Source organism: Staphylococcus casei, from assembly GCF_030294405.1.
In the GTDB taxonomy this organism is placed as follows: domain Bacteria; phylum Bacillota; class Bacilli; order Staphylococcales; family Staphylococcaceae; genus Staphylococcus; species Staphylococcus succinus.
Map to the genome: position 1 here is coordinate 1,672,091 of NZ_CP125718.1, position 23,812 is coordinate 1,695,902.

At 34.1% G+C, this 23,812-nt stretch carries 21 protein-coding genes and 1 pseudogene; 1 reads left to right on the forward strand and 21 read right to left on the reverse strand.

What is annotated here, in order from left to right; all coding sequences use genetic code 11:
• Positions 1-2: 2 nt before the first annotated feature.
• The 10 genes from mutS to QMO72_RS08175 all read right to left on the reverse strand — a co-directional run bounded on the left by mutS (position 3) and on the right by QMO72_RS08175 (position 11,105).
• Positions 3-2,642, reverse strand: a complete 2,640-nt coding sequence (mutS, locus tag QMO72_RS08130) for a DNA mismatch repair protein MutS (RefSeq protein ID WP_103266927.1) — start codon at positions 2,640-2,642, stop codon at positions 3-5.
• A 456-nt stretch (positions 2,643-3,098) separates the two neighbouring features.
• Complete coding sequence (gene thiW, locus QMO72_RS08135; protein ID WP_046836291.1) at positions 3,099-3,590, reverse strand: energy coupling factor transporter S component ThiW; 492 nt, start codon at positions 3,588-3,590, stop codon at positions 3,099-3,101.
• Positions 3,591-3,617: 27 nt separating this feature from the next.
• Positions 3,618-3,983: a YlbF/YmcA family competence regulator gene (locus QMO72_RS08140; RefSeq protein ID WP_046836290.1), complete on the reverse strand. Its 366-nt coding sequence runs from the start codon at positions 3,981-3,983 to the stop codon at positions 3,618-3,620.
• Complete coding sequence (gene miaB / locus QMO72_RS08145) at positions 3,983-5,524, reverse strand: tRNA (N6-isopentenyl adenosine(37)-C2)-methylthiotransferase MiaB (protein ID WP_103266929.1); 1,542 nt, start codon at positions 5,522-5,524, stop codon at positions 3,983-3,985. Before miaB ends, QMO72_RS08140 begins: the two co-directional genes overlap by 1 nt.
• A 218-nt stretch (positions 5,525-5,742) precedes the next feature.
• The gene (locus QMO72_RS08150; protein ID WP_046836288.1) at positions 5,743-6,039 is read right to left on the reverse strand and encodes a thiamine-binding protein; all 297 of its coding nucleotides are present in this window, start codon (positions 6,037-6,039) and stop codon (positions 5,743-5,745) included.
• A 214-nt stretch (positions 6,040-6,253) separates the two neighbouring features.
• The gene (locus QMO72_RS08155) at positions 6,254-6,637 is read right to left on the reverse strand and encodes an RrF2 family transcriptional regulator (RefSeq protein WP_103266930.1); all 384 of its coding nucleotides are present in this window, start codon (positions 6,635-6,637) and stop codon (positions 6,254-6,256) included.
• A gap of 111 nt (positions 6,638-6,748) precedes the next feature.
• Positions 6,749-7,369: a poly-gamma-glutamate hydrolase family protein gene (locus QMO72_RS08160; RefSeq protein WP_103266932.1), complete on the reverse strand. Its 621-nt coding sequence runs from the start codon at positions 7,367-7,369 to the stop codon at positions 6,749-6,751.
• Between the two features lie 203 nt (positions 7,370-7,572).
• Positions 7,573-8,439, reverse strand: coding sequence for a 2-oxoacid:ferredoxin oxidoreductase subunit beta (locus QMO72_RS08165; protein WP_069824215.1), 867 nt, complete (start codon positions 8,437-8,439; stop codon positions 7,573-7,575).
• On the reverse strand, positions 8,440-10,200 hold the full coding sequence (locus QMO72_RS08170) for a 2-oxoacid:acceptor oxidoreductase subunit alpha (RefSeq protein ID WP_103266934.1): 1,761 nt from the start codon (positions 10,198-10,200) through the stop codon (positions 8,440-8,442). It lies immediately after the preceding gene.
• Between the two features lie 116 nt (positions 10,201-10,316).
• A complete protein-coding gene (locus QMO72_RS08175; RefSeq protein WP_103266935.1) occupies positions 10,317-11,105 on the reverse strand; it encodes a TIGR00282 family metallophosphoesterase in 789 nt (262 codons plus the stop codon).
• A 170-nt stretch (positions 11,106-11,275) separates the two neighbouring features.
• Between QMO72_RS08175 and QMO72_RS08180 the strand changes: the two genes are divergently transcribed.
• Positions 11,276-11,491, forward strand: a complete 216-nt coding sequence (locus QMO72_RS08180) for a hypothetical protein (RefSeq protein ID WP_046836282.1) — start codon at positions 11,276-11,278, stop codon at positions 11,489-11,491.
• Between the two features lie 158 nt (positions 11,492-11,649).
• Here QMO72_RS08180 and rny read toward each other — a convergent pair whose 3' ends face one another.
• From rny to QMO72_RS14160, 11 genes and pseudogenes are all read right to left on the reverse strand, one after another.
• Complete coding sequence (gene rny, locus QMO72_RS08185) at positions 11,650-13,209, reverse strand: ribonuclease Y (RefSeq protein ID WP_046836281.1); 1,560 nt, start codon at positions 13,207-13,209, stop codon at positions 11,650-11,652.
• 340 nt (positions 13,210-13,549) lie between these two features.
• Positions 13,550-14,596, reverse strand: coding sequence for a recombinase RecA (gene recA / locus QMO72_RS08190; protein ID WP_069824217.1), 1,047 nt, complete (start codon positions 14,594-14,596; stop codon positions 13,550-13,552).
• Positions 14,597-14,767: 171 nt separating this feature from the next.
• Positions 14,768-15,910: a CinA family nicotinamide mononucleotide deamidase-related protein gene (locus QMO72_RS08195; RefSeq protein ID WP_103266937.1), complete on the reverse strand. Its 1,143-nt coding sequence runs from the start codon at positions 15,908-15,910 to the stop codon at positions 14,768-14,770.
• Between the two features lie 385 nt (positions 15,911-16,295).
• Positions 16,296-16,874 carry a CDP-diacylglycerol--glycerol-3-phosphate 3-phosphatidyltransferase gene (gene pgsA, locus QMO72_RS08200; protein ID WP_073504582.1) on the reverse strand — a complete coding sequence of 193 codons (579 nt, stop codon included), beginning with the start codon at positions 16,872-16,874 and terminating at the stop codon, positions 16,296-16,298.
• Positions 16,875-16,900: 26 nt separating this feature from the next.
• The gene (locus tag QMO72_RS08205; protein ID WP_103266938.1) at positions 16,901-17,293 is read right to left on the reverse strand and encodes a helix-turn-helix domain-containing protein; all 393 of its coding nucleotides are present in this window, start codon (positions 17,291-17,293) and stop codon (positions 16,901-16,903) included.
• Between the two features lie 36 nt (positions 17,294-17,329).
• The gene (locus tag QMO72_RS08210) at positions 17,330-18,145 is read right to left on the reverse strand and encodes a DUF3388 domain-containing protein (RefSeq protein WP_103266939.1); all 816 of its coding nucleotides are present in this window, start codon (positions 18,143-18,145) and stop codon (positions 17,330-17,332) included.
• Positions 18,146-18,349: 204 nt separating this feature from the next.
• Positions 18,350-19,054: an elongation factor P 5-aminopentanone reductase gene (gene ymfI / locus QMO72_RS08215; RefSeq protein ID WP_103266941.1), complete on the reverse strand. Its 705-nt coding sequence runs from the start codon at positions 19,052-19,054 to the stop codon at positions 18,350-18,352.
• Between the two features lie 3 nt (positions 19,055-19,057).
• Positions 19,058-20,344 (reverse strand): EF-P 5-aminopentanol modification-associated protein YfmH, encoded by a 1,287-nt coding sequence (gene yfmH / locus QMO72_RS08220; protein ID WP_103266942.1) that lies wholly within the window; start codon positions 20,342-20,344, stop codon positions 19,058-19,060.
• Positions 20,341-21,633 (reverse strand): EF-P 5-aminopentanol modification-associated protein YfmF, encoded by a 1,293-nt coding sequence (gene yfmF / locus QMO72_RS08225; RefSeq protein ID WP_103266943.1) that lies wholly within the window; start codon positions 21,631-21,633, stop codon positions 20,341-20,343. Before yfmF ends, yfmH begins: the two co-directional genes overlap by 4 nt.
• A gap of 10 nt (positions 21,634-21,643) precedes the next feature.
• Positions 21,644-22,357: a GntR family transcriptional regulator gene (locus tag QMO72_RS08230; RefSeq protein ID WP_069824224.1), complete on the reverse strand. Its 714-nt coding sequence runs from the start codon at positions 22,355-22,357 to the stop codon at positions 21,644-21,646.
• A 2-nt stretch (positions 22,358-22,359) separates the two neighbouring features.
• Positions 22,360-23,811: pseudogene (locus tag QMO72_RS14160) on the reverse strand (DNA translocase FtsK); the annotation flags it as partial.
• Position 23,812: the final 1 nt, after the last annotated feature.

A 23,812-nucleotide genomic window follows, 5' to 3' on the forward strand; every position in this document is an offset into this window, starting at 1 on the left:
CTCTATTTCAACTGATTTTGTAATTCGCTAAGTTTCACCAACGCTTCAATTGGCGTCATATTAGATAGATTCAATGACTTAAGTTCATTTTCTACCTTACTTTGTGCTACTGGCGCATCAAATAAATCGAATTCCGTTTGTTCAAATTGATGACTTTGCGCTTGTTGTGATGTCTGATTTTGATATTCCGTACTCGCTTCCTCTACTATTTCGGCTTGTTGTGTATCTTGTATAGCATCTGTTTTCAATGTATTAACTACAACATGATTAGCTTCCTTATCATGCTGTTCAAATGCATTCAAAATAACCTGTGCCCGTTCAATAACTTCCTCTGGAAGGTTAGCCAGTTTTGCTACTTGGATACCATAACTATCGTCTACTGCACCGTCTTTAACTTTATGGAGGAAAATAAGTTCCCCTTTATACTCATTCGCAGCCACATGCACATTTTTCAAACATGTTAATGATTGATCGAGTGCGGTTAGTTCGTGATAGTGTGTAGAGAAAAGTGTTTTTGCATGAGAAGTCGTGGCAACGTATTCAATCATCGCTTGTGCAAGTGCGAGTCCATCATATGTTGATGTGCCTCGTCCTATTTCATCAAATATAATCAGACTATTTTCAGTAGCGTGTGCAAGTGCTTTTTGAGCTTCAAGCATCTCTACCATGAAAGTACTTTTACCAGATACTAAATCATCAGCTGCACCAATTCTCGTGAATATTTGATCAAATACTGGTAGTATCGCTGCTTCACAAGGTACATATGCACCCATTTGTGCCATGATACTAATAATTGCAACTTGTCGCATGTAAGTTGATTTACCAGACATATTAGGCCCTGTAATAAGGTATATGAAGGAATCATTATTTAACTTACAGTCATTAGGCACATAATCGTTATAATCCATTACACGTTCAACCACAGGGTGACGTGAATGCGTAAGTTGCAATGTCTTATCCTCACTAAAACTCGGACGCGCATAGTTATATTTTTGAGCTATTTCAGCAAAACTTTGTAAGCAATCCAGTTCTGAAATCACTTTTGCTTGTTTCTGTAATCGCTCTGTATACATTTTTATTTCTTCTCTTAAACGGACAAATAATTGATATTCTAATTCTATCGCCTTATCTTCAGCTCCAAGAATAATGTCTTCTTTCTCTTTTAATTCATCTGTAATGAAACGTTCGGCATTAGACAATGTCTGCTTCCTATGATAACCAAAAGCTGTCGGATCGAATCCTTGTAAATTTGCCCTAGTAATTTCAATAAAATACCCGAATACTTTATTGAAACTAATTTTCAGGGATTTAATACCTGTACGTTGACGTTCTTTAGCCTGTAATTCTGCTAACCAAGATTTTCCATTTTTAGAAGCTTCTAAGTATTCATCTAACTCTGAATTAAAACCAGCTTTAAACAATCCGCCTTCTTTCACAGAAATAGGTGGTTCTTCTTTTAAACTATCTTCTAATAACGTTAATAAATCATCTAAAGGTTCTAGTGCTTTAAATTGCTCTGTCATTTGCTCGTCAAAATCCCCTAATAAATGCTTGATGTTAGGAATTTCTGATATAGAGTGTTTGAGTTGTATCAAATCACGTGCATTCACGTTTCCATAACTGACACGACCGACTAACCGTTCAATATCATATACTTGGTTTAAATGATTTCTCAAAGTGTCACGTTCAATAAAATGATTAATAAATTGTTCTACTGTGTCTAAACGTGCTTCTATTTGCTGTTTATGAATTAATGGTCGGTCGATCCATTGTTTTAAACGTCTCGCGCCCATTGGTGTTTTCGTTTCATCCATCAACCATAATAAAGTGCCTTTTTTAGTTTTAAGTCTCATACTCTCTGTTAATTCTAGATTTCGTTTAGCGTAAAAGTCCATTTTCATAAAATCGACCGCTTCATATTTAATAACTGACTCAATATGTGATAAATCTCTCTTTTGAGTATGATAGATATAATCAAGTAATAATTGCGTCACTTTATATAAATGGGTTTCCGACATCGTATTCACTTTATATTGTGCATCTGAAAGCTCAGAAAGTACTGTTATCGTTTCAGTTGTCAAACTAATTTGACGTTTTAATGTTTCATTTATTTCTTGATTCACAACTATTTCATTAGGATTAATAGTTGTGATTTCATTCATTAACGTCGCTTCATCTTCAAAGTGTGTAACTTTTAATTCGCCTGTTGAAACATCGCAATAACTTAGCGCAAATGTATTATTATGGGTTAAAAAGCTTAATATATAGTTATTTTGTTTTTCATCTACGCCCCCTTGATCCATGACTGTACCAGGCGTCACTATTCTTACTACTTCACGTCGAACCATGCCTTTGGTTTGTTTAGCATCTTCCATTTGTTCACAAATAGCTACCTTATATCCGTTATTTATTAACGTTTCAATGTAACCGTCCGCAGAATGATAAGGAACGCCACACATAGGTATAGGGTCTTCTTTTTTAGCATCACGCTTAGTTAATGTAATTTCTAATACTCTCGAAGCCTCTTTAGCATCATCAAAAAACATTTCATAAAAATCGCCTAATCTAAAAAATAATAGACAATCTTGATATTGTGATTTTATTTTTAAATATTGTTGCATCATTGGGGTTTGGTTCGTCATAATAATATTTCACAATCCTTTTAATAGTTTCTTACTTTTAATCATATTCCGTACTTAATTAAACATATGATTCTCATCATTTTATAATTTCCAATTCTTATCTTCCATCTTCTGTATATACATCATGTATAGCATTTATTTTTTTAAGATCTAACGCCAATTCATCATTGACAGTTGGTTAGATACTGCTTAGGTTTCAGTTTGAAATTGCGAATTTAACTCTTAAATTTTAACACAAGTATAGCCTTACGCCTATTTATTCATTTAACATACTTGCACATTCATTGTGGATAAAGCACCAGCAGTCCCTTTAAAATAATCCACTGTATAGTCAGTTATAAAAAAAGATCAAGACATATTTTTAACCATAATTTTGTGATCCTCATAACGATTATTGCTATGGCTCAAAAATCACATCATGCTTAAGAATATATGTCTTAATCTCTTGTAAGTTACTTATTTTAAAAAGCGTTTTAAAATGCCTTTTCGTTTTAATATCATTAATATGATGTAGCTTATGATAGCGCCAATAATGCTAGAGACAATAAAGGCCAACATCAATGGTTTAATGGCAAAGTTTGAGAAGCCAAGTATCCAAGCCAATGGGATACACATTAAGCTCCCTATAATACCTGTACCTATCACTTCTCCAACTGCTGCCATAAAGATATGTTTTCTATAGTAATAGAATCCACTTGCTAATAATACACCTACCATACTTCCAGGAAAGGCGAAGAAACTACCTGTACCAAAAGTTAAGCGTAATATAGAAGATATAAATGCTTGCGCTAGCCCAAACCAAGGACCAACGAATACTGCACACAGTACATTGATTAAGTGTTGTATTGGTGCTGCTTTTACTGGTCCAAGTGGAATGACAACGATACTACTTAAAACAACATTTATAGCAATAAATATTGCAGTTAACGTTAACTTTTTTGTCTTCATGTGGCTCATCCCCCTTCCGAAGATATTTTAAGTGTTATCATGATCTTGTTGATGTTGATTTAAACGATCTGACATCGTACTTATCATCATTTGTAACAAATCATTGGCTTCTGTTTGTGATTCTCTAAATTCTTCTACTATAGGTAAATCATTAATATTTTGTTCAATATCATGTATCTTACCTTCTGATTGTTTGAGTGCTTCTGTTTTACCATAGTTTTGAAGATTTACCGATTGTTTTTGCGTTTTCTTTAAATCTTTCATACGTTGTTCGATGTGCTTGTTGTGGTGTATTTGCGCCTCAACCGCATGATACTCTTTCACGGTATCTAAAGATTTAATACGTTCACTTAATTGCGTCGCCGCTTCTAAAATGTCATCTTTTTCATACATTATTGTGTCACCACAGCTTTTTCGCTGGCACGTAAAAACGTTCCATTCAAGGAATACTGTTTCGCTTCATCTACTTGTACGTCTACTAATTGACCAATCATTTCATTAGGTGCTTTAAAGTTAACTAATTTATTTTTAGATGTATACCCTGCTAACACATGTTCGTCTTTTTTACTTGCGCCTTCACATAATACTTGAACAATTTGACCTTCATAACGTTTCATTGCTTGTTCTGAATAATAAGATACTTTTTTATTTAATCGTTGTAATCGCTCTTTTTTCACGTCTGTTGGCACGTTATCTTTCATTTTAGCAGCAGGCGTGCCATCCCTTTGTGAATAAATATAAGTATATGCATGTTCAAATCCAACTTCCTCGTATAACGAAAGTGTCTCTTCAAACTGCGCCTCTGTTTCATTAGGATATCCAACGATAATATCTGTCGTTAAAGCAACATTAGGTATTTTAGCTTTAATTCTATCCACTAACTCTAAATAACTCTCGCGTGTATATTTACGACCCATAATTTTCAAGACTGCATTGTTTCCTGATTGTACAGGCAAATGAATATGGGGTACGATATTACCGCCATTAGCAATAACTTCGATCATACGATCAGTAAAGTCCCAAGGATGACTCGTAGTAAATCTCACTCGTGGAATATCAATTTGTGTGATATCTTCAAGTAAATCGCCCAAGCCATACGCTAATCCTTCAATATCTTTGCCGTAAGAGTTTACGTTTTGACCTAATAAAGTAATCTCTTGATAACCTTGACGCGCAAGGTCTCTCACTTCTTCTATAATATCCTCTGGACGTCTACTACGTTCTTTTCCGCGCGTAAATGGAACGATACAATATGTACAAAACTTATCACAGCCATACATAATATTGACCCATGCTTTAATCTTTCCTTCCCTTACTTTAGGAAGGTTCTCAATAACATCGCCTTCTTTTGACCAAACTTCTACCACCATCGCTTTGGATAGATATGCTTCTTCTAAAATTTCTGGAAGACGATGAATATTATGCGTCCCAAAAATCATATCCACGTTTTGGTAAGATTTCAGGATTTTATTCACTACTGATTCTTCTTGCGACATACATCCACATACACCTATTACAGTTTCAGGCTTTTCTTTTTTTAAATGTTTTAAATTGCCAATTTCACTAAACACTTTATTTTCTGCATTTTCACGTATTGCACAAGTATTTATTAAAATAACATCCGCTTGGTTTATATCTTCTGTAGCTGTATAACCTAAAGCGCCTAATATCCCTGCCATGACCTCTGTATCATGTGCGTTCATTTGGCAACCGTATGTTTTAATTAAAAAAGTTTTTCCATTTCCCATATTGCGATACTTCTCATCAATTTGGAAATCACGGTTATAATTCACTTCTTCTTTTCCACGTTTTCGAGCTTCTTTTAAGCTTGGTGGCTGATACACATGTTCAAAATACTGACTATAATCTTTAGCCTTCTTGTCACGTTCCGCTAAGATATCTATAGAAGTACTTTTTCTTTGTTCTTCATTCACTCTACAAAACCCTTTCTATATCATAAAAACTAAGAACAAATCTTTTTAAATATGCTTCACATCTCCGTATGGCAACCTAATCGTTCAAAGTTCTATAACTTATCCATAATCATTATTTCATTATATTAAATTTGATCTTAAAGTGCAAAAAGTCGTATATATAATTAAATCGACTCACCACTGTTTGACGGTTGAATCGATTTCCTTAAATGATTGAATTAAATTTCATCATATTTTCCAGTTAGTGTCTCAATTGTTATACCTTCAGGTACATGGTAAAACTTCACTTGGCTAATTGTACTTGGGATTTCTAACTCAACCATGCGTTCGTTTAATTTTTGAATTAATATTAAGCATTCATTCATTTCACCTTGTACAGTCGTTTCTAACGGTCCTACTCTATATTCTAGTCCTGAGTCATCTATGACTTTGATTGCTTCATCAACATATGGGATAACGTCCTCACCATTAGCAGTTTTAGGAATAATTTGAATACTCATTAAAGTATCGTTCATATGAATACATCCCCTTAATTGTTTTACTTATTCTCTAGTTTATCAAATTAGTTATCTAAGGTATAGATTTTAATGAGGAAATCTTTGTTTAATACAAATGAATGTATAGTCTATTTATGTTAGATGTCATTGACTCATTTTAACAATCCAGACATCAATGAAAGTCCTATGTAGATATCGAAATACGAATAATAAAACATTGATCGATGATGTATTATACAAAATCTTTTAACGTTTTGCTTTCTAAATGATGTATTAATAGACGTTCTGACTCCTCCATAATTACTTTAATTGGACAATCCTTGTCATGACTAAAGCTATCTTCTAATAGACTTTGTTGACCTTCAATCGTTACAATAACCTCATAAAATGAAACATTTTGCCAATCTTTTTTTAGTTGGTAACCACCTTTAGCGCCACTGTGTGCTGAGATGATATTTGCCTTTACAAGTCGGGTCAATATTTTAGATAAATAAGTTGTCGAAACAGACAGTGCTGAAGCTAAGTCTTGTACGGGGATTCTAGATGCTCCTCCATCACTTTTTATCATGTAAAGTAATGCATGCAAGGCATAATCTGTTGCTTTTGAAAATTTCATAGTTTTATCATCTTCCTAATTATAGATATTATAAATCTATATTATCTTATAAAAGCCTATTATACAATCACATCCAGTATGAGCTATTGAATCTAAAATAACATAGCCCTGTTAACCATTATCAACTGCTGAAATGACTGCATCCGTAAATTGATACAATAAAGGTGACCAATTATCTCTATGCGCTCTATCATGTAAATTAAATTTATTATTTTTAAAAAAGCTTTTCCTTAAAGCCACTGTTAATTCTAGTTGTACTCCAGCGCCATTTTGACAACAATTCACAAAATTATCTGTATGCTTACCAGAAATATGTGCTGGTGCATCTTTGACAACTACATTCATTTGGGTTAGTTGTACCTTAATACGTTCAATTAGTCCTTCATCTCTGCCACCAATATACACTTCTGGTTGCTGACCCATACACCCATGGATAGATATGGCGCGTTGATTATTTTTAACCATGTGTAAGAGTTTAGGCTCATCGAAATGTCTTGAAGTGACATGTAATTCGTTATTTTTATTTCTTCTTACACCTTTAAAAGTATACAAATCATATTCCCCACGTTCACTCATCAACAACGCAAGCTCTGTTGTACCTCGTTCTATTGCACCACCATGTACGGCAGTTATGATTGTTGATTTTGCTGCTTCTTTTGTAAGTATTTCCCAATCGACGCCTTCTATTGTCTGTGACATAAGGTCAGTCATTGATTTAAATCGATCTACCATTCCAATACCTCCAGCTAAATTGTGCTTTTACTACTTTAAATTATGTATAGAATTCGTATGTTAAATGTGTCAAAACTAATAAAAATAGCTGACTCATTTCAGTATAGAGCATGGTCATTATACCAAACCTTATACCGAAAATAATCAGCTATGCTATATCATGTTAAAATTTCCTTATACCGCAAGCTTTAAATGAACTATATTTATACAAATTGTTTTGTAAGTTCGTTAAACTGCGCTTCATCAATATGAATATCTTTTTTAGCTAATGGCGTACCTTCCATTTCTTCAATTTGAGATTCATATGATGGTGTTTCCGTATCTTGATAAACGATTCCTTTGATTAAAGAATTGTATTCCAACACTTTTTGTGTCGCTACACTTTTACTAGACATATCATAGCCTTCAATCTCTTCTATATCTGTAAGATTTTCTTTAAACCAATCATATGTGTTTACTTTATTATATGTCACACATGGTGAAAATACGTTTACAAAAGAAAAGCCATCATGATTGATTGCATCCTCTATCATTTTAGTAAGTGCTTTGATGTCACTTGAAAAACCTTGCGCTACAAATGTCGCGCCTGATGACAATGCGAGCTCTAATGGGGCAACATTTTGTTCGATGTTACCTTTTGGTGTTGATTTTGTTACAAATCCTGGCGCTGAAGATGGCGATGTTTGACCTTTAGTTAAACCGTATATTTGGTTGTCCATAACAATATAAGTCATATTCATATTTCTACGCAAAGCATGGATCGTATGTCCCATACCTATAGCATAGCCATCTCCATCACCGCCTGAAGCAATTACAGTCAAATCTTTGTTTGCCATTTTAACACCTTGTGCAAGTGGTAATGAACGTCCATGAATACCATGCACACCATATGAATTAACATAACCTGATAAACGTCCAGAACAACCTATACCTGTAATAATGGCTACTTCCTCAGGTTCTAAGCCAACATTCGCTGTTGCTTTTTGAATTGCTGCTTGTACAGAAAAATCGCCACAGCCAGGACACCAATTGGGTTTTACATTATTTCTAAAATCTTTAAACGTTGCCATTTATACCAACTCCTTTAAACTTTTGGCAATTTCAAGTCCTTTAGTTTCAATTTCATTTGGCAAGAATGGCGTACCATCATATTTCGTTTGGTTCACTAATTTATCGCCTATATTGACATTCATTTTTATTATACTAGCAAGTTGACCTTGGTAATTATGTTCAACCACTACAACTTTAGAAGCCTTGTTTACAGCTTGTTGAATCGTTTCTTTCGGGAACGGGTGAAGTTGTCTAATTTGTAAATGGTTCACTTTCAGCCCTTGTGCCTCAAGCCTTGATTTTCCTTCTTGAATAGCCCCTTTAGTTGAAATAAATCCTAAATAGAGGATGTCTGCTTCCTCATGTGATTCATCTAACTCTACTGGATCTTGAATAAGTAACTGCTCAGTCTTGCGCATACGTTTATCCATTTGTTGTTGTCTATTTTCAGCAGATTCACTTGGCTTACCTTCAGCATTATGTTCAACACCTGTAACATGGTGAATACCACCTTTAACACCTGGAATAGGTCTTGGTGATACACCACTATCAGTTACGCTGTATCTTTCGAAGTAAGATTTATCGCCTTCTTCGCGTTCAATTTCTGACTGAATTAAAGCACCTCGGTGAATTTCTATTCTGTTATAGTCTAATTTTTCAACAGTTTGCTTACCTAATGAAAGCTGTAAGTCACTGAGTATAATAACCGGACATTGATACATTTCAGCCAAGTTAAATGCTTCAATTGTTAAATAGAATGCGTCTTCTGCATCAGTAGGTGCCACTACTATTTTAGGTATATCGCCGTGTGTACCATAAATCATTTGCATTAAATCTGATTGTTCTTGTTTCGTAGGTAATCCTGTAGAAGGACCACCGCGTTGTGTATTCATAATAACTAATGGTGTTTCTGTCATACCTGACAAGCCAATCGCTTCCATCATCAAAGATAATCCTGGTCCAGCACTCGCAGTGAATGCACGCACACCAGCATAATTTGATCCAATCGCCATATTTGCAGCAGCAATTTCATCTTCAGTTTGTACGACTGTACCGCCTACTTTAGGTAAGTTATCAATCATATATTCCATTATTTCTGAAGCAGGTGTAATTGGATATGCAGCCATAAATCTTGATCCAGCCGATAATGCGCCTAATCCAATAGCATCATTACCGATCATATACAAGTGTGGTGTGTGATCTGTAGCCTGTAGTACATAATCACCTTCTACAGTATCTAATTGCTCATTCATTAAACGGTAGCCTTCATTTAACGCTGCGATATTCATTTCAACTACTTTTTCACCCTTTTTACTAAACATGTTAGTAATTAGTATTTCAAAAGCTGTAATATCTAAATTCATCACTGCACAAGTTGAACCAATTGCTACCATGTTTTTCATTAAAGCTGTCCCTAGTTCTTTTGCAGTAGCTGTAAACGGTAAAACTATAAGTTGCGCACGGCAGCTTTCAGGTTTATCTGGTTTTGCTTTACTATCCGCAATGATAACACTGTCTTCTCTCATCTCATGATGGTTAAGTTCAATTGTTTCTTGATCAAAAGCGATTAGTATATCTAAATCATCACTTATTGCGTGTACAGGTGATGTTGACACTCTTATTTTGTTATTTGTGTGGCCGCCTTTTATTCTACTTGAAAAATGACGGTAGCCATATAAGTAGTATCCCTTACGGTTCATAGCAGTAGCGAAGATTTCTCCTGTCGACTCAATACCTTCACCTTGTTGACCGCCCACTTTCCATGATACTTGTGATTTCATATCATCTTGCCTCCTAGTGGTTATAATAATTCATATTCAATCATATCAAAATAAACCACCCTATTACTATGTAAAGAGTGGTTTAAATTAAAATTCATACTAATGGACGATAATAGTTAAAACGGATGATCGTCATTGATGAGCACGCGCTCAATGTGTGTTGTTTTACCTTCTTTATTAATATCAATAATTACTCCTGATAATACTGAACGCCCTTCGTCTGGTACTACATGTCTTTGAGGTAAACTCGTAAGAAAACGATTAATAACCTCAGCTCTATTAATGCCAAGTATACCGTCGTAGTAGCCAGTCATCCCTACATCTGTAATATAGCCTGTGCCACCAGGCAATATTCTTTCATCTGATGTTTGTATGTGCGTATGTGTCCCTACAACAGCACTCACTCTATTATCGAGATACCAACCCATTGCATTTTTTTCAGATGTTGTTTCAGCATGAAAATCGACAAATATATAATTTGTTTCCTTTTGAGCCTCTTCTATTAAAGCATCTGCTTTTTTAAATGGATCATCTATATCTTGCATAAATGCGCGACCTTGTAAATTTATAATCGCTAACTTAATGTCATTGATTTGGATAAAGCGCATACCTATCCCTGGTGCTTCGTCTGGAAAGTTTGCTGGTCGAACCATGCGTTTAGCATCTTCTATAAAATCATAGATTTGACGTTGACCATATGTATGATTTCCCATAGTCATAAAATCTACGCCTTCTCTTAATAAATCTTTATAAATTTTTTCAGTTAATCCTTTACCATGTGCTGCATTTTCTGCATTTACAATTGTAACCGTTGGTCGATGTTCCTGTTTGAGTCTCGTTAAGTACGTTGAAATAGCATCTCGTCCTACTTTACCAACGATATCCCCAATAAATAATATTCTCATTACATGTTCATCCTCTCTTACTGTTAGTTTAATGTAAATGATTTACGATTAAAAGTCTCTTTGTAAAATATCCATTAAAATCTATAAGTTTTAATCTATAATATACGTGGTAAATATATTACTAGGAATAGGAAATTGATAATTCAAAATATAGGAGTTGGAAGTAATACATGTCTATTAATATTGATCCACAACATTTTGCTGACTTAGTAGTTACAGCAAATCCATCAAAAGAAGAAGACGCTGATAATATAGCTAAAGAAAGTTTAGAATTATACATTACCGCTTATCGTTTAGCTGAAAGATATGCAAATATCTCTACAAATTGTTATGACACAGCTGAAGTTCTGAAAGAAGTTAAAAAGGCCGATTTAGAGTTAACTTAATATATAAAATTGCTGCACTGTAATCCTTTCATTTTACAGACATAGCAGTAAGCCATCCATTTATAAAATTTGGATGGCTTTTTTAATGTTACAAAAATCGATCTTTAAGCTATACGCAAATAATAAAAAGGCTAGCCATTCAATGGCTAACCTTTTTATTATTTTGCATATTCAATTGCTCTAGTCTCACGAACAACTGTCACTTTTATATGACCAGGATATTGAAGTTCATCTTCAATTTGGCTCTTAATATCTCTTGCTAAGCGATGTGATTTTAAGTCGTCGATAGTATCTGGTGATACAATAACTCGAATCTCTCTACCAGCTTGGATTGCAAATGCTTTTTCAACACCTTCATAACTTTCAGAAAGCGTTTCCAGTCTTTCTAATCTTCTTATATAATTTTCAAGTGTCTCTTTACGAGCACCAGGTCTTGCAGCGGATAATGCATCTGCTGCAGCTACCAATATCGAAATTATAGAAGTCGGTTCGACATCACCATGATGGGATTGAATTGCGTTAATTACTGTATCGTTTTCAGCATATTTTTTCGCTAATTCTACACCAATTTCTACATGGCTTCCTTCAACTTCGTGGTCAATTGCTTTCCCAACATCATGAAGTAAACCAGCACGTTTAGCTAATGTAACATCTTCTCCTAGTTCCGCTGCTAGCATACCACTTAGGTGTGCAACTTCGATAGAATGCTTAAGTACATTTTGTCCATAACTCGTACGATATTGTAAACGACCTAAGATTTTAACTAAATCTGGATGCATATTATGCACATTAATTTCAAATGTCGCTTGTTCCCCGGCATCTCTAATAATATCGTCTACTTCTTTTCGAGCTTTATCTACCATATCTTCAATACGTCCAGGATGGATGCGTCCATCTGAAACAAGATTTACTAATGCAGTTCTTGCAATTTCACGTCTAATTGGGTCAAAACCAGAAAGAATAACTGCTTCTGGCGTATCATCTATAATTAAGTCAATACCAGTTAACGTTTCTAATGTTCTGATATTTCTTCCTTCTCTACCAATGATTCGACCTTTCATTTCGTCATTCGGTAAATTAACAACTGAAACTGTAGATTCAGAAGTATGTTCTGCCGCTAATCTTTGAACAGTTGTTGCTAATAATTCTTTTGCATTTTTATCGACTGCTTCTTTTGCTTCTTTCTCTTTTTCCTTAACAAGTATTGCAATATCTTGTGACAATTCCTCTTCAACTCTTTGAAGTTGCTCTTGAGCAGCTTCTTCTTGAGAGAGACCAGAGATGCGTTCTAATTCTTGTTCATGCTTATTTATTAATGTTTGAACACTACTCTCTTTTGCATCTACTTGTTGTTGTCTTTCTTCAAGTTTAGATTCTTTTTGCTCTAAAATCTCGTCCTTTTTATCTAAAAGATCAGATTTTCGCTCTAAGTTTTCTTCTTTTTGAAGAAGTCGGGATTCTTGCCTTTGAAGATCACCGCGTCTTTCACGAAGTTCATTTTCACTTTGTTCCTTCAAGATTTGATTTTCTTCTTTAGCTTCAAGAAGCTTTTCCTTCTTAATATTTTCCGCTTCTTTATTACCTTGTTCGATAATATCTTCGGCAGTTTGTCTTGCTTGTAATTGCTTTTGAAGCAATAAATTACGGGCTATAATATACCCTACAACAACTCCGAGAATAATACCTAGCAAAATGAGTAGGAGGCCTAATAAACTCACACAAACACCCCCTTTTTATCTAGGATTTTGCTCTGTATATCAATTTCAATATGATTATATGAAGTTATATAAGAATCATACAATGTAATTGTACGGTTTTGAACTAAGAAGTGTCAAGGTTTCCATATACATTAATTCAATATTTGAAGTGACTCTTTTACACTATATATACTATAACTATTGTTAACACTAATTTTACATCTTATAAGAACATGAAAATAGTAAAATATAATATTTTCTTTTTCTTATATATATACAAAAAAATAAGCGCATATTTTATATACGCTTATTTTTTATTTGAATATGCAAACAAAGTTATCTGCATGACCCTAATATCAATTTATTCTTCGTCAAGAAGCGTTGTAGGTTTTTCTGCTTCAGTCTCTTCAATATCGCCATCAAAGATACCGAGTTTTTCACGTAATTTTTGATCTATTTCTTTTTTGACTTCTGGGTTCTCTTTAAGGTATGTTTTCACATTTTCCTTACCTTGACCCATACGTTCACCGTTATAAGAGTACCAAGCACCTGATTTATCTACAATTTCTTGTTCTACACCTAAATCAATCAATTCGCCTTCTTTAGAGATACCTTGTCCATACATGATATCTACTTCTGCAACTCTAAATGGCGGTGCTACTTTGTTTTTAACTACTTTAATTTTTGTTCTATTACCAACAATATCTTGGCCTTGTTTTAATTGTTCTGCTCTACGTACTTCTAAACGTACTGAACTATAGAATTTTAATGCACGTCCCCCTGGAGTCACTTCAGGATTACCAAACATCACACCAACTTTTTCACGAATTTGGTTAATAAACACTGCCGTAGTGTTTGATTTCGAAATTGCACCAGAAAGTTTACGTAAGGCTTGGGACATTAAACGCGCTTGTAAACCAACATGCGTATCACCCATTTCACCTTCAATTTCAGCTTTTGGAGTCAACGCAGCTACGGAGTCAACGACCACAATATCAACAGCGCCACTTCTGACGAATGCCTCTGAAATTTCTAAACCTTGTTCCCCATGGTCAGGTTGCGATAAATATAGATTGTCGATATCGACACCTAACGCTTGTGCATATTCAGGATCTAATGCATGTTCAGCATCGATAAATGCTGCGACGCCACCATTTCTTTGGACTTCAGCTATAGCATGCAATGCAACTGTCGTCTTACCAGAACTTTCCGGACCATAAATCTCGATGATTCTTCCTTTAGGGTAACCACCTACACCTAACGCATTATCTAATGTCACAGAACCACTTGATACACTAGAAACTCGACGACCTTTGTTATCACCTAATTTCATAACTGCGCCTTTACCAAATGATTTTTCCATATTTTTAATTACTGTATCTAAAGCTTTTTGACGATCGTTATCCAATGCTGGACCTCCTAATTGAGATTAATCTCTGTAAAATATCTTACCCATACTATACATTGCTTTTTCTAATTTCGCAAGTATTTTACGAATATTTGTTCGCTAGTAATCGAATCGTTTTCCCAAAAATAGAACACACGTACTATATTTTGTCAATTTTCGTTGTTTTTCTTGTTAGTTAAACCATTTTAACAACCTTATAAGTGCATAATTTTGAGTTCTGCTTTTTATTAAATTACGGCGTTGATTCATTTTAAACGATTGTACATTAAGTTGATTGTTAGACAAAACACCTAAGTATACAGTGTCATGTTGACGTAATAATGCGACAGCAACCTCTGTGTGATATAAATCTTTAACAATGTTTGTAGCAACTGAAAGTTGATTATCGATAGCTTTATTTTCATCTAAAAATTGTGAGTGATGCACAAGCATACCTTTAAGGTACTGTGAATCATTAAAATTATTCATTCTAGAATAAAGTTCGCCGTCCGTGACACCATCATACAATGCGAAAGTCTGTTTCATATTATTCATAAACGACTGTTCGATTAAAATGTCATCAGAACCATAGTAATAGGTGCCTATTCGGTTTAGAATTTCTTCTTTTATAGGTGCAATTAATGACTCACAAGATTGTTGACTATCACCATTCGCAGTCAATCTAATATTCACCTCATGTGTGCCAGCTAGAGGTGCAATCGTGGGATTGGTTTGTTCGTCAATTAAATCCATTAACTCAGTTTCTACTTTCGACTCTCCAATACCAGCAAAACGCAATAATTCGGAGAATATTGTCTGCTCACCATTCATTAAGTATGGTAACAATTCATCTTTTGCCATTGGTTGCATTTCTTTTGGAGGTCCAGGTAATAAAGCGATGCGTTTATTATGATGCTCAACTAGCATACCTGGTGCCATACCTACTTTGTTTTCTAATACATGTGCTTGATCTATCACTAATGCTTGTTGACGATTGTTCGGCGTCATATCTATATTCTGATCTTTAAAATATTGTTCGATATAGTCTAATGCTTGCTGATCTATAACGAGTTCACGTTCTAAAATATTGGCTACAGTGTGCTTTGTTAAATCATCTTTCGTAGGACCTAAACCACCTGTAAGAATGACCATGTCATAATTTTGTAGTGCGGTGTTCACGACGCGTTCTAATCGTTCCGGATTATCCCCGACAACATTATGTTCAACAACGCTATGACCAATACCATTTAATAATTTCGATAGATATTGCCCATTCGTGTTTGCTATCTGGCCTAACAGTAGCTCTGAGCCCACTGCAATAATTGATATTTTCACAATATTTCCTCCTTGAAACAAGTAACACAATTTTCATTTTATATGCTTAACGCTCCATATCATATACTGCGAAACTTTATTTATTGTTCCCTTAATTATAAATCTAAATCCTTTTAAAAACTAAAGATACGTTTTCAAATTTAAAAGTATCGCGAATAAGAATAAAAAACTGGAAGCAACGCTACGTTTCACGTCGTTTCCAGTTAATATAACTAAATAAAAGTAACATTTCCATCCGTAATTATCTATCTACAATCTGAAATGTTAAAGTCTGTCTAAAGATTACTAGCGCACCGATATGTATCGGTCTTGAAGCAAGCGTCACTTCACAGTGTGTATGCAAAGTTCGAATATGCGTCCAAATATGATAACTTGTGTACTGACCTTATTGCGCTTTAAACACATCTCTACCTTTATAAAAATATTCTATTCCGGATAAGATTGTGAAGAATACACCGATATATAACAGTACATTACCAAGTGAAAAGCCAATCCAAGTTGCCAAAGGATCACCTAATAGTATCCATACAATTGCCACCATAGTTATAGCTGTCTTTATTTTACCTAATTGACCTGCTGCACTTACAAAGCCTTGTTCAATTTGTAATAAACGTAAACCAGTAACAGCAAATTCACGTGCAATGATGATAATTGCCACTACAGAATTCGTTAAATCTATTTGTACTAGCGCTATTAATGCACTAGAAACTAATAATTTATCTGCTAATGGGTCTAAAAATTTCCCCATATTGGTTACAAGTTCCCATTTTCTCGCTAAATAGCCATCTACAAAGTCACTTAGCGAGGCAATAATAAATATAATACCACTTATTAATAGTTCGATTTTCACTTCGTACCCACCAATAAATGATACCTTACCAAATCCAAAATCTACTAAAGCAAATACCATAAATATTGGAATTAGTATAACTCTGAAAACGGTTATCCAATTCGGTATATTCATAAAAAGTCCTCTTTTCTATATATAACTTAAAGCATTAACACAGCTAAAATCCACAATACTGCTGTAATAATAACTACAAAACTAATAATTATAGCTAATTGCATCGGTTCGTTATTCTTACTACGATATGTAGGTTTTTTTTCTTGTGAAAAAGCTTCTATCGTACGTTGCATTTGCTCGTCGTTATTAGGTATTTCATCTCTATGCGCTTCAATCAATTGTTCTGAATCAATATTTACAGCTTTTGCATATTTTTTAATGAATCCTTCAGCATAATTTTCGTTATTTAAAGCTTCAAATTCATTTGTTTCAATTAATGTTAAAGTGTGACGTTTCATCTGAGTACGCGCTTCTAACTCATTCAATGTCATACCTAATCTTTCACGACGTCCTTTTAAAGTTTGACCAACTGAATTCACTTTGTGAGTCCTCCTCAGTCACTATTTATTAGATTTTTATTCAAAAAAACCAAATCCGCCACCAAAATCCAAGTTATTTTTACTTTTTACGGTTTGTTTTTTCATTTCTTCGTAATGAATTTCTTGATTTTTATTTTCTCTTAATTCGATAATATAATCAAAATCTTTCATTTCATAATCACTTGTCTCAACGAATAAATCTGGGTGTTCAACTACTTTAATTGCTGGTAAACTCATCACTTCTTTAACTAATTCTTGGTGTTTTTGACTAGATTCCCTAGCTGTGACTGCACCATCAATAATATAAACATGATCCGAATCATACTCACCTTTAATTAATGAACTACGCACTGTTTGCTTAATTAAAGTTGAACTAATAAACAACCACCGTTTATGTGCACATACACTACCTGCAACAATAGATTCTGTTTTACCGACTCTTGGCATACCTCGGATACCAATCAATTTATGCCCTTTTTCTTTAAATAACTCTGCCATAAAATCAACAAGTAAACCTAGATCATCTCTTTCGAAACGAAATGTTTTTTTGTCATCTGCATCTTGTTCTATGTATCTACCATGCCTCACTGCTAATCGATCACGTAGTTCAGGCTTACGTAATTTTGTAATAGAAATATCATCTATTTCAGTTACGATATTTTCAAATCTACTCACTTTTTCTAAGTTATCAGACTTAATCAGTAGACCTCTTCGTCCTTCATCAATACCGTTAATTGTTACAATACTAATACCCATCATACCTAACAAGCTTGAAACATCGCCTAATAACCCGGCACGGTTCATCGTTATCTCATACTCTAAATACCATTCTTGTCTCGTAGCTACTGCCATGAAAGAAACACCCCTTCGCTTAAAATCCACAGTTAAATAATATAATAGACTTGAAAAAACAAATCGTCTAGTAATATCCATATTTAATACTTTAATTTTAACGAGATATATTTTAAATTCAGAGACCTATTTATATCTTTTATTGTATTGATATTATACCATTGAATCTTTACGAGTTGGTTTATTTTTATAGGCTACTCAAAATTATAAATACCATGCCCCATTCACTTTCTGTACAGTACCAGTAATACTTTTGGCTAAAGGGTGGCAGAGATAACTGCAAGTATGTGCGATTTCTTCGGGTTCAATAAATCTTTGCTGAGGTAAATCTTGCATGATTTCTTCAAGTGAATCTTCAGACCAATTTTGCGCCATATTACCACTCACGAAGCCAGGCGCAATTGCGTTAACTGTCACAGATGTCATAGCAAGTTCTTGACTTAATGCTTTAACAAAACCAATTTGCCCAGACTTCATGGCAGAATATATCGTTTCTAAACTTGCTCCAGTTTCTCCCCAAATTGAAGAAATGACGACAATCCTACCATTTTCACTTTGTCGCAATTGATCAGTAAAATACCTGCATATTCTTATTAATTGACGTAAATGAATTTGAAAACTTTCATCAATCATTTTGTCTGTTGTATCTTGTAACAGATTATATAAAGCTGTACCACTTGCATATATTAAGCAATCCACATTTTGTATAAAACCAAAATATGGATCTAAGTTATTCACTTGCGTTAAATCACATCTTACGAACTGTACTGCACGATGTTCATACTGTGCTTGCAATGCCTCATGATTGGCTTGATTATAATGGATAATGACTTCATATCCATCTGATAGCAAACGCTCAACAATTGCAGTACCTATCGTGCCAGAACCGCCGATGACCAATGCTTTCATAACTTATTTCATCTCCAAGCGACTATCTACAACTTGAGCTAAATTTAAGCATACTTCTGAAGTTGCATTTACGCTATCAAGTGTAATATTTTCAACTATGTCTAATAAATCAAATAGACTAACACCTTCAAAGTACAGTTTCGTATATTGATTAGCAATATATTCGGGAGAGTTTAAACCTGATATAAATTCACCGATAAATTGTTTTTTCAATAAATTAAAAGCTTCTTGATCATTTAAATTACCTTGTTTAAGCTCTAACTCATCTAACAATAACGTCTTTAATGTATCAGGCTGTTGTGTTGCACTCGTAACCAATGAAAAACTATATGTCGGTTCCAATACAAATTGATAACCAAATGTCTCATCAATTAAATCTTGATTGAGTAATGATTGGTAAAAATCAGTTTCTTCGCCAAACACCATTTCAAAAAAGAGTGTCATCTCTAAATCACGTTTCACAAATTGCTCAGCCGGTTCATTTTTCAAGACTTCATTTTTAAAACCAATCATAAGTCTTGGCGATTGTAATTTCATCGACTCAGCAACAAAATGTTCATTTACTTCAGACTTTTCTATTAAAGGGTCTCTAACAATTTTAGGTTGATACGCTTTATCTCTAGCATCTTCATGGTTAGCAATCACTTGATAAATGTGATTAGGATCAACATCTCCAACAACAAAAAGCACCATATTCGAAGGATGATAGAACGTTTCATAACATAAATACAAATCATCTTTATTAATTTCATAAATACTTTCAACACTACCTGCGATATCCACTCGGATTGGATGGCTTTCATACATGGCTTTAAGTGTATTGAACATAAGTTTATAACCCGGCTGTTCTTGGTACATTTTTATCTCTTCAGCAATGATGCCTTTTTCTTTGTCGACGGTCTCCTTAGTGAAATAAGGCGTTTCAACCATTGTCAACAAACGCTTAATATTACGTTCCACATGGTCTGTAGCGCTAAATAAATAGCTTGTGCGGTCAAAACTTGTAAATGCATTGACCTGTGCATTATCTTCAGCAAAAGCAGTAAATAAATCTTCTTCTTCATTTTCAAATAATTTATGTTCTAAGAAATGTGCAACCCCATCTGGAACTGTTACATATGTATCACTACCATGTGGCTTGAATTTATTATCTAGTGATCCAAATTGTGTCGTATAAGTCACAAATGTTTTTTGAAAACCACGTTTAGGTATAATAAACACTTTCAAACCATTATTGAGTTCTGCTTCAAAAACACGTTCATCTATTTGCTCATAATATGTTTCTCTCACGAGTCGCTACCTCCTTTTGTCAAAATGTATATCGTATCAAGAATTGTTTCTTGAGCTAATGCTATAACATCTTCTCTTGAAACGTGTTGAATACCTTCAATATAAGATGTTTCAGACATATCTTCTTCTAGTAAAATATTATTATTTAGTATTTCAATAATACTTTTAGGTCTATCTTGAGATTCTTGTCGTTGCGAAATGATAACTTTTTTAGCTAATTCTAATTTGTCGTTATTAAATTCTCCTTTTTGGAACTTTTCAAATTCAGAAATAATTGTGTCTTTTGCAGTTTCATATTTATCTACAGATACACCACTAAGTACAAACATGTATCCATTTTTTGCATCTATTTGAGAATGAATTGAATAAGCTAGACTTTGTTTTTCTCTCACTTCATTAAATAACACAGACGAAGGATCCCCACCAAACATAATATTAAAAACTACGATAGCAAAATATTGAGGATCTCCATATTGGGCTGGAAACTTGAATCCCATATTTAATTTTGCTTGATCAACTTCATCTTCTTCAATTATTTCTTGCGGTAAACTATGCCCCTGTTGAGCAGCAGTTACTTGTGATAATTTAAATTGCGTTGGCTTGATATCGAAATATGTTCGAATCTGTGATTGTACTTCTTCTTCATCTACATTACCTACTACGTATACGGCGCAATAGTCGTCTTGTAACATAGATTGATATGTATGATATAAACTTTCAGGTGTAACATCTGATATGTAGGCAACTTGTCCAGTCGCTAAATGGCGATAGGGTTGATCTCCAAACATATATTTCAATAAATTTAAAAACGATATTTGCGATTTGTTATCAACCATCGCTTCTAATTTTTTAGTAAGTAATGATTTTTCTTGTGCTACAAAGGTCTCATCAAAACGTTCATTTGAAACGAGTGGATTACATAAAATCTCTCTAAATAATTCTAATCCTTTTTCAAAAAGTGGCGTTTGATCTTTAAGATAACGTTCATTAACTAATTCCAATGAAATTGTAATGACATGCTTATCTTTAAACTTTGATACAAAACTATTTACATATGCACCGTATAGTTGAGATAAGTGACGCGTAAACGCTTTATCCGTTGGCCATTGTTTCGTCGCACGAACAAGTAATTTACTTAATATTGAACGTGATGTCATGGTTTCATTATCTAATGGAGCCATAAACTTGAATGTTATTGTTGTGGTTTTAAACTTTGTTGTTGGCATTACTTTAATGTGCAAGTCATTTTTCTGTTTATCTATTTTCAAATTGTCATGCCTCACTTTCATAATTTTGTTTTTATATTCTATTTCTAACCGTTTTGAATTTAACTAAACTACTTTTGAAATAATTAAATGAATAAAATATTGGTTGGTCATCTTTATCATAATGAATTAGTTTCAATAACATTAGTCCTTCGTGTGGTGAAGCATCTAATACATCAGAAATATGTGGTTCATAACTAATTGCTTCTATCTCTGTTTCAGCATAAGCTACTTTTTGAGAAGCATTTTGTTCAATAGCATTTAAAATAGACTCATCACTACTTTGATACTGGGCACACGTTAAAATACTGGTCGGCACTTTATCCAAACAATAGACCATGGGGATGCGGTCTGCCATTCTTACCCGTTCAATAATGGTCACATAAGCTTTTTCAGGAAGATTAAGCTTTTGAGAATCTAAAGATGTTGCCGGCTTTTCATCGAAACTAATAAACTCTGTACCTGCGCTGTATCCCTGTTCTTCAATCATCTTACTTATACTTACAAGTTCACCTAAAGGATAAGAGAAGGGATGCAGTGATTTCACACTAGCCCCTTCTTCTAAATTATTAGATAAAACTTGTTCTGTAATTAATTCATCAATAGCATCATATACATCATCTGTTTTAACATTTAATTTTCTAGCAATTGCTAAATGACTTGGTAATTGTTCGCCATAATGCAAGTCACCATTTTTGATTTGCTGAATCATCCATTCTTTTACTTTATAAACAGAAGTAAGTTCCATATTTACACCTCATCACTATCTAAATCTACTAGTATTTGTCTAGGTTTACTACCTTTTTGTGGACCTATAACTTGATTACGTTCCAAATCGTCCATTAAACGTGAAGCCCGATTATATCCAATTCTAAATTGTCTTTGTAGAAGAGAGGTACTCGCTTTTTGTTGCTCTAGTACGAATAGATATGCTTCATCGTACAACGTATCTTCACTTTTCATTTCTGATTTATCTACTGGTGCATCTGGTTCCATCTCTTTTACATAGTTCGCTTTTTGTTGTTCAACAACATAATTCACTACATCTTGAACTTCATGATCACTTAAGAATGCACCTTGTACACGTGTCCTAGTAGAACCACCATTCGCAACGTATAGCATATCGCCTTTACCTAGTAACTTATCAGCACCACCACTATCAATAATGGTTCTAGAGTCAGTTTGAGAACTAACAGCAAAAGCAATTCGGGTAGGGATATTATTTTTAATTAATCCAGTAATAACGTCTACTGACGGACGTTGCGTTGCAATAATAAGGTGAATCCCTGCAGCACGTGCCATTTGTGTAATACGTTGTATGGCATTTTCTACTTCTTTGCCTGCAACCATCATTAAATCAGCTAATTCATCCACAATAACAACAATATAAGGCAATTCAGATTGTTTTTCTTCTAGTTCCTCATTTTGTCGTCTAATCATTTCATTGTAGCCTTCAATATTTTTAGTTGAAGAATGTTGGAATAAATCATAACGTCTTTCCATCTCAGCTACAACTTTTTCTAAGGCTTGCGATGCTTTATGGGGATTTGTCACTACTGGTATTAATAAATGTGGAATCCCGTTGTATACGTTTAATTCTACCATTTTTGGATCTATTAACATAAGTTTTACTTCATGTGGTTTAGCATTCAGTAATATACTTGTGATAATACCATTAATACAAACTGACTTACCACTACCAGTAGAACCAGCTACCAGTAAATGAGGCATTTTATTTAATTCCACTGTAATTGGATCACCTGAAATGTCTCTACCTAAACCTACTTCTAATTTGTTTTTAGCAGGGAATTTTTCTTCCAATACTTCTTTTAAAGATACCAGTGAAATTTTATCATTAGGCACCTCTATACCTACTGCTGAACGGCCAGGGATAGGTGCTTCAATGCGTACATCTTTTGCGGCCAATGCTAAAGCAATATCATTATGTAAGTTGACTATTTTACTTACTTTCACACCTTGTGCAGGTTGTATTTCATATTGTGTAACTGCTGGTCCAATCTTGATTTGGGTTACTCTTGCATCTACACCAAAGTTTTTTAAAGTTGTCTCAAGTAATTGACCTTTTCGTTGTACTTCAGCTTTAGACGTCGCTTGTTGTTTGGCCGGTTGATTCAATAACGTTAAAGGAGGAATCGTATAAGCTTCATTTTCTACTTCTCCAGCTTCAGAAATAGAATTTTCT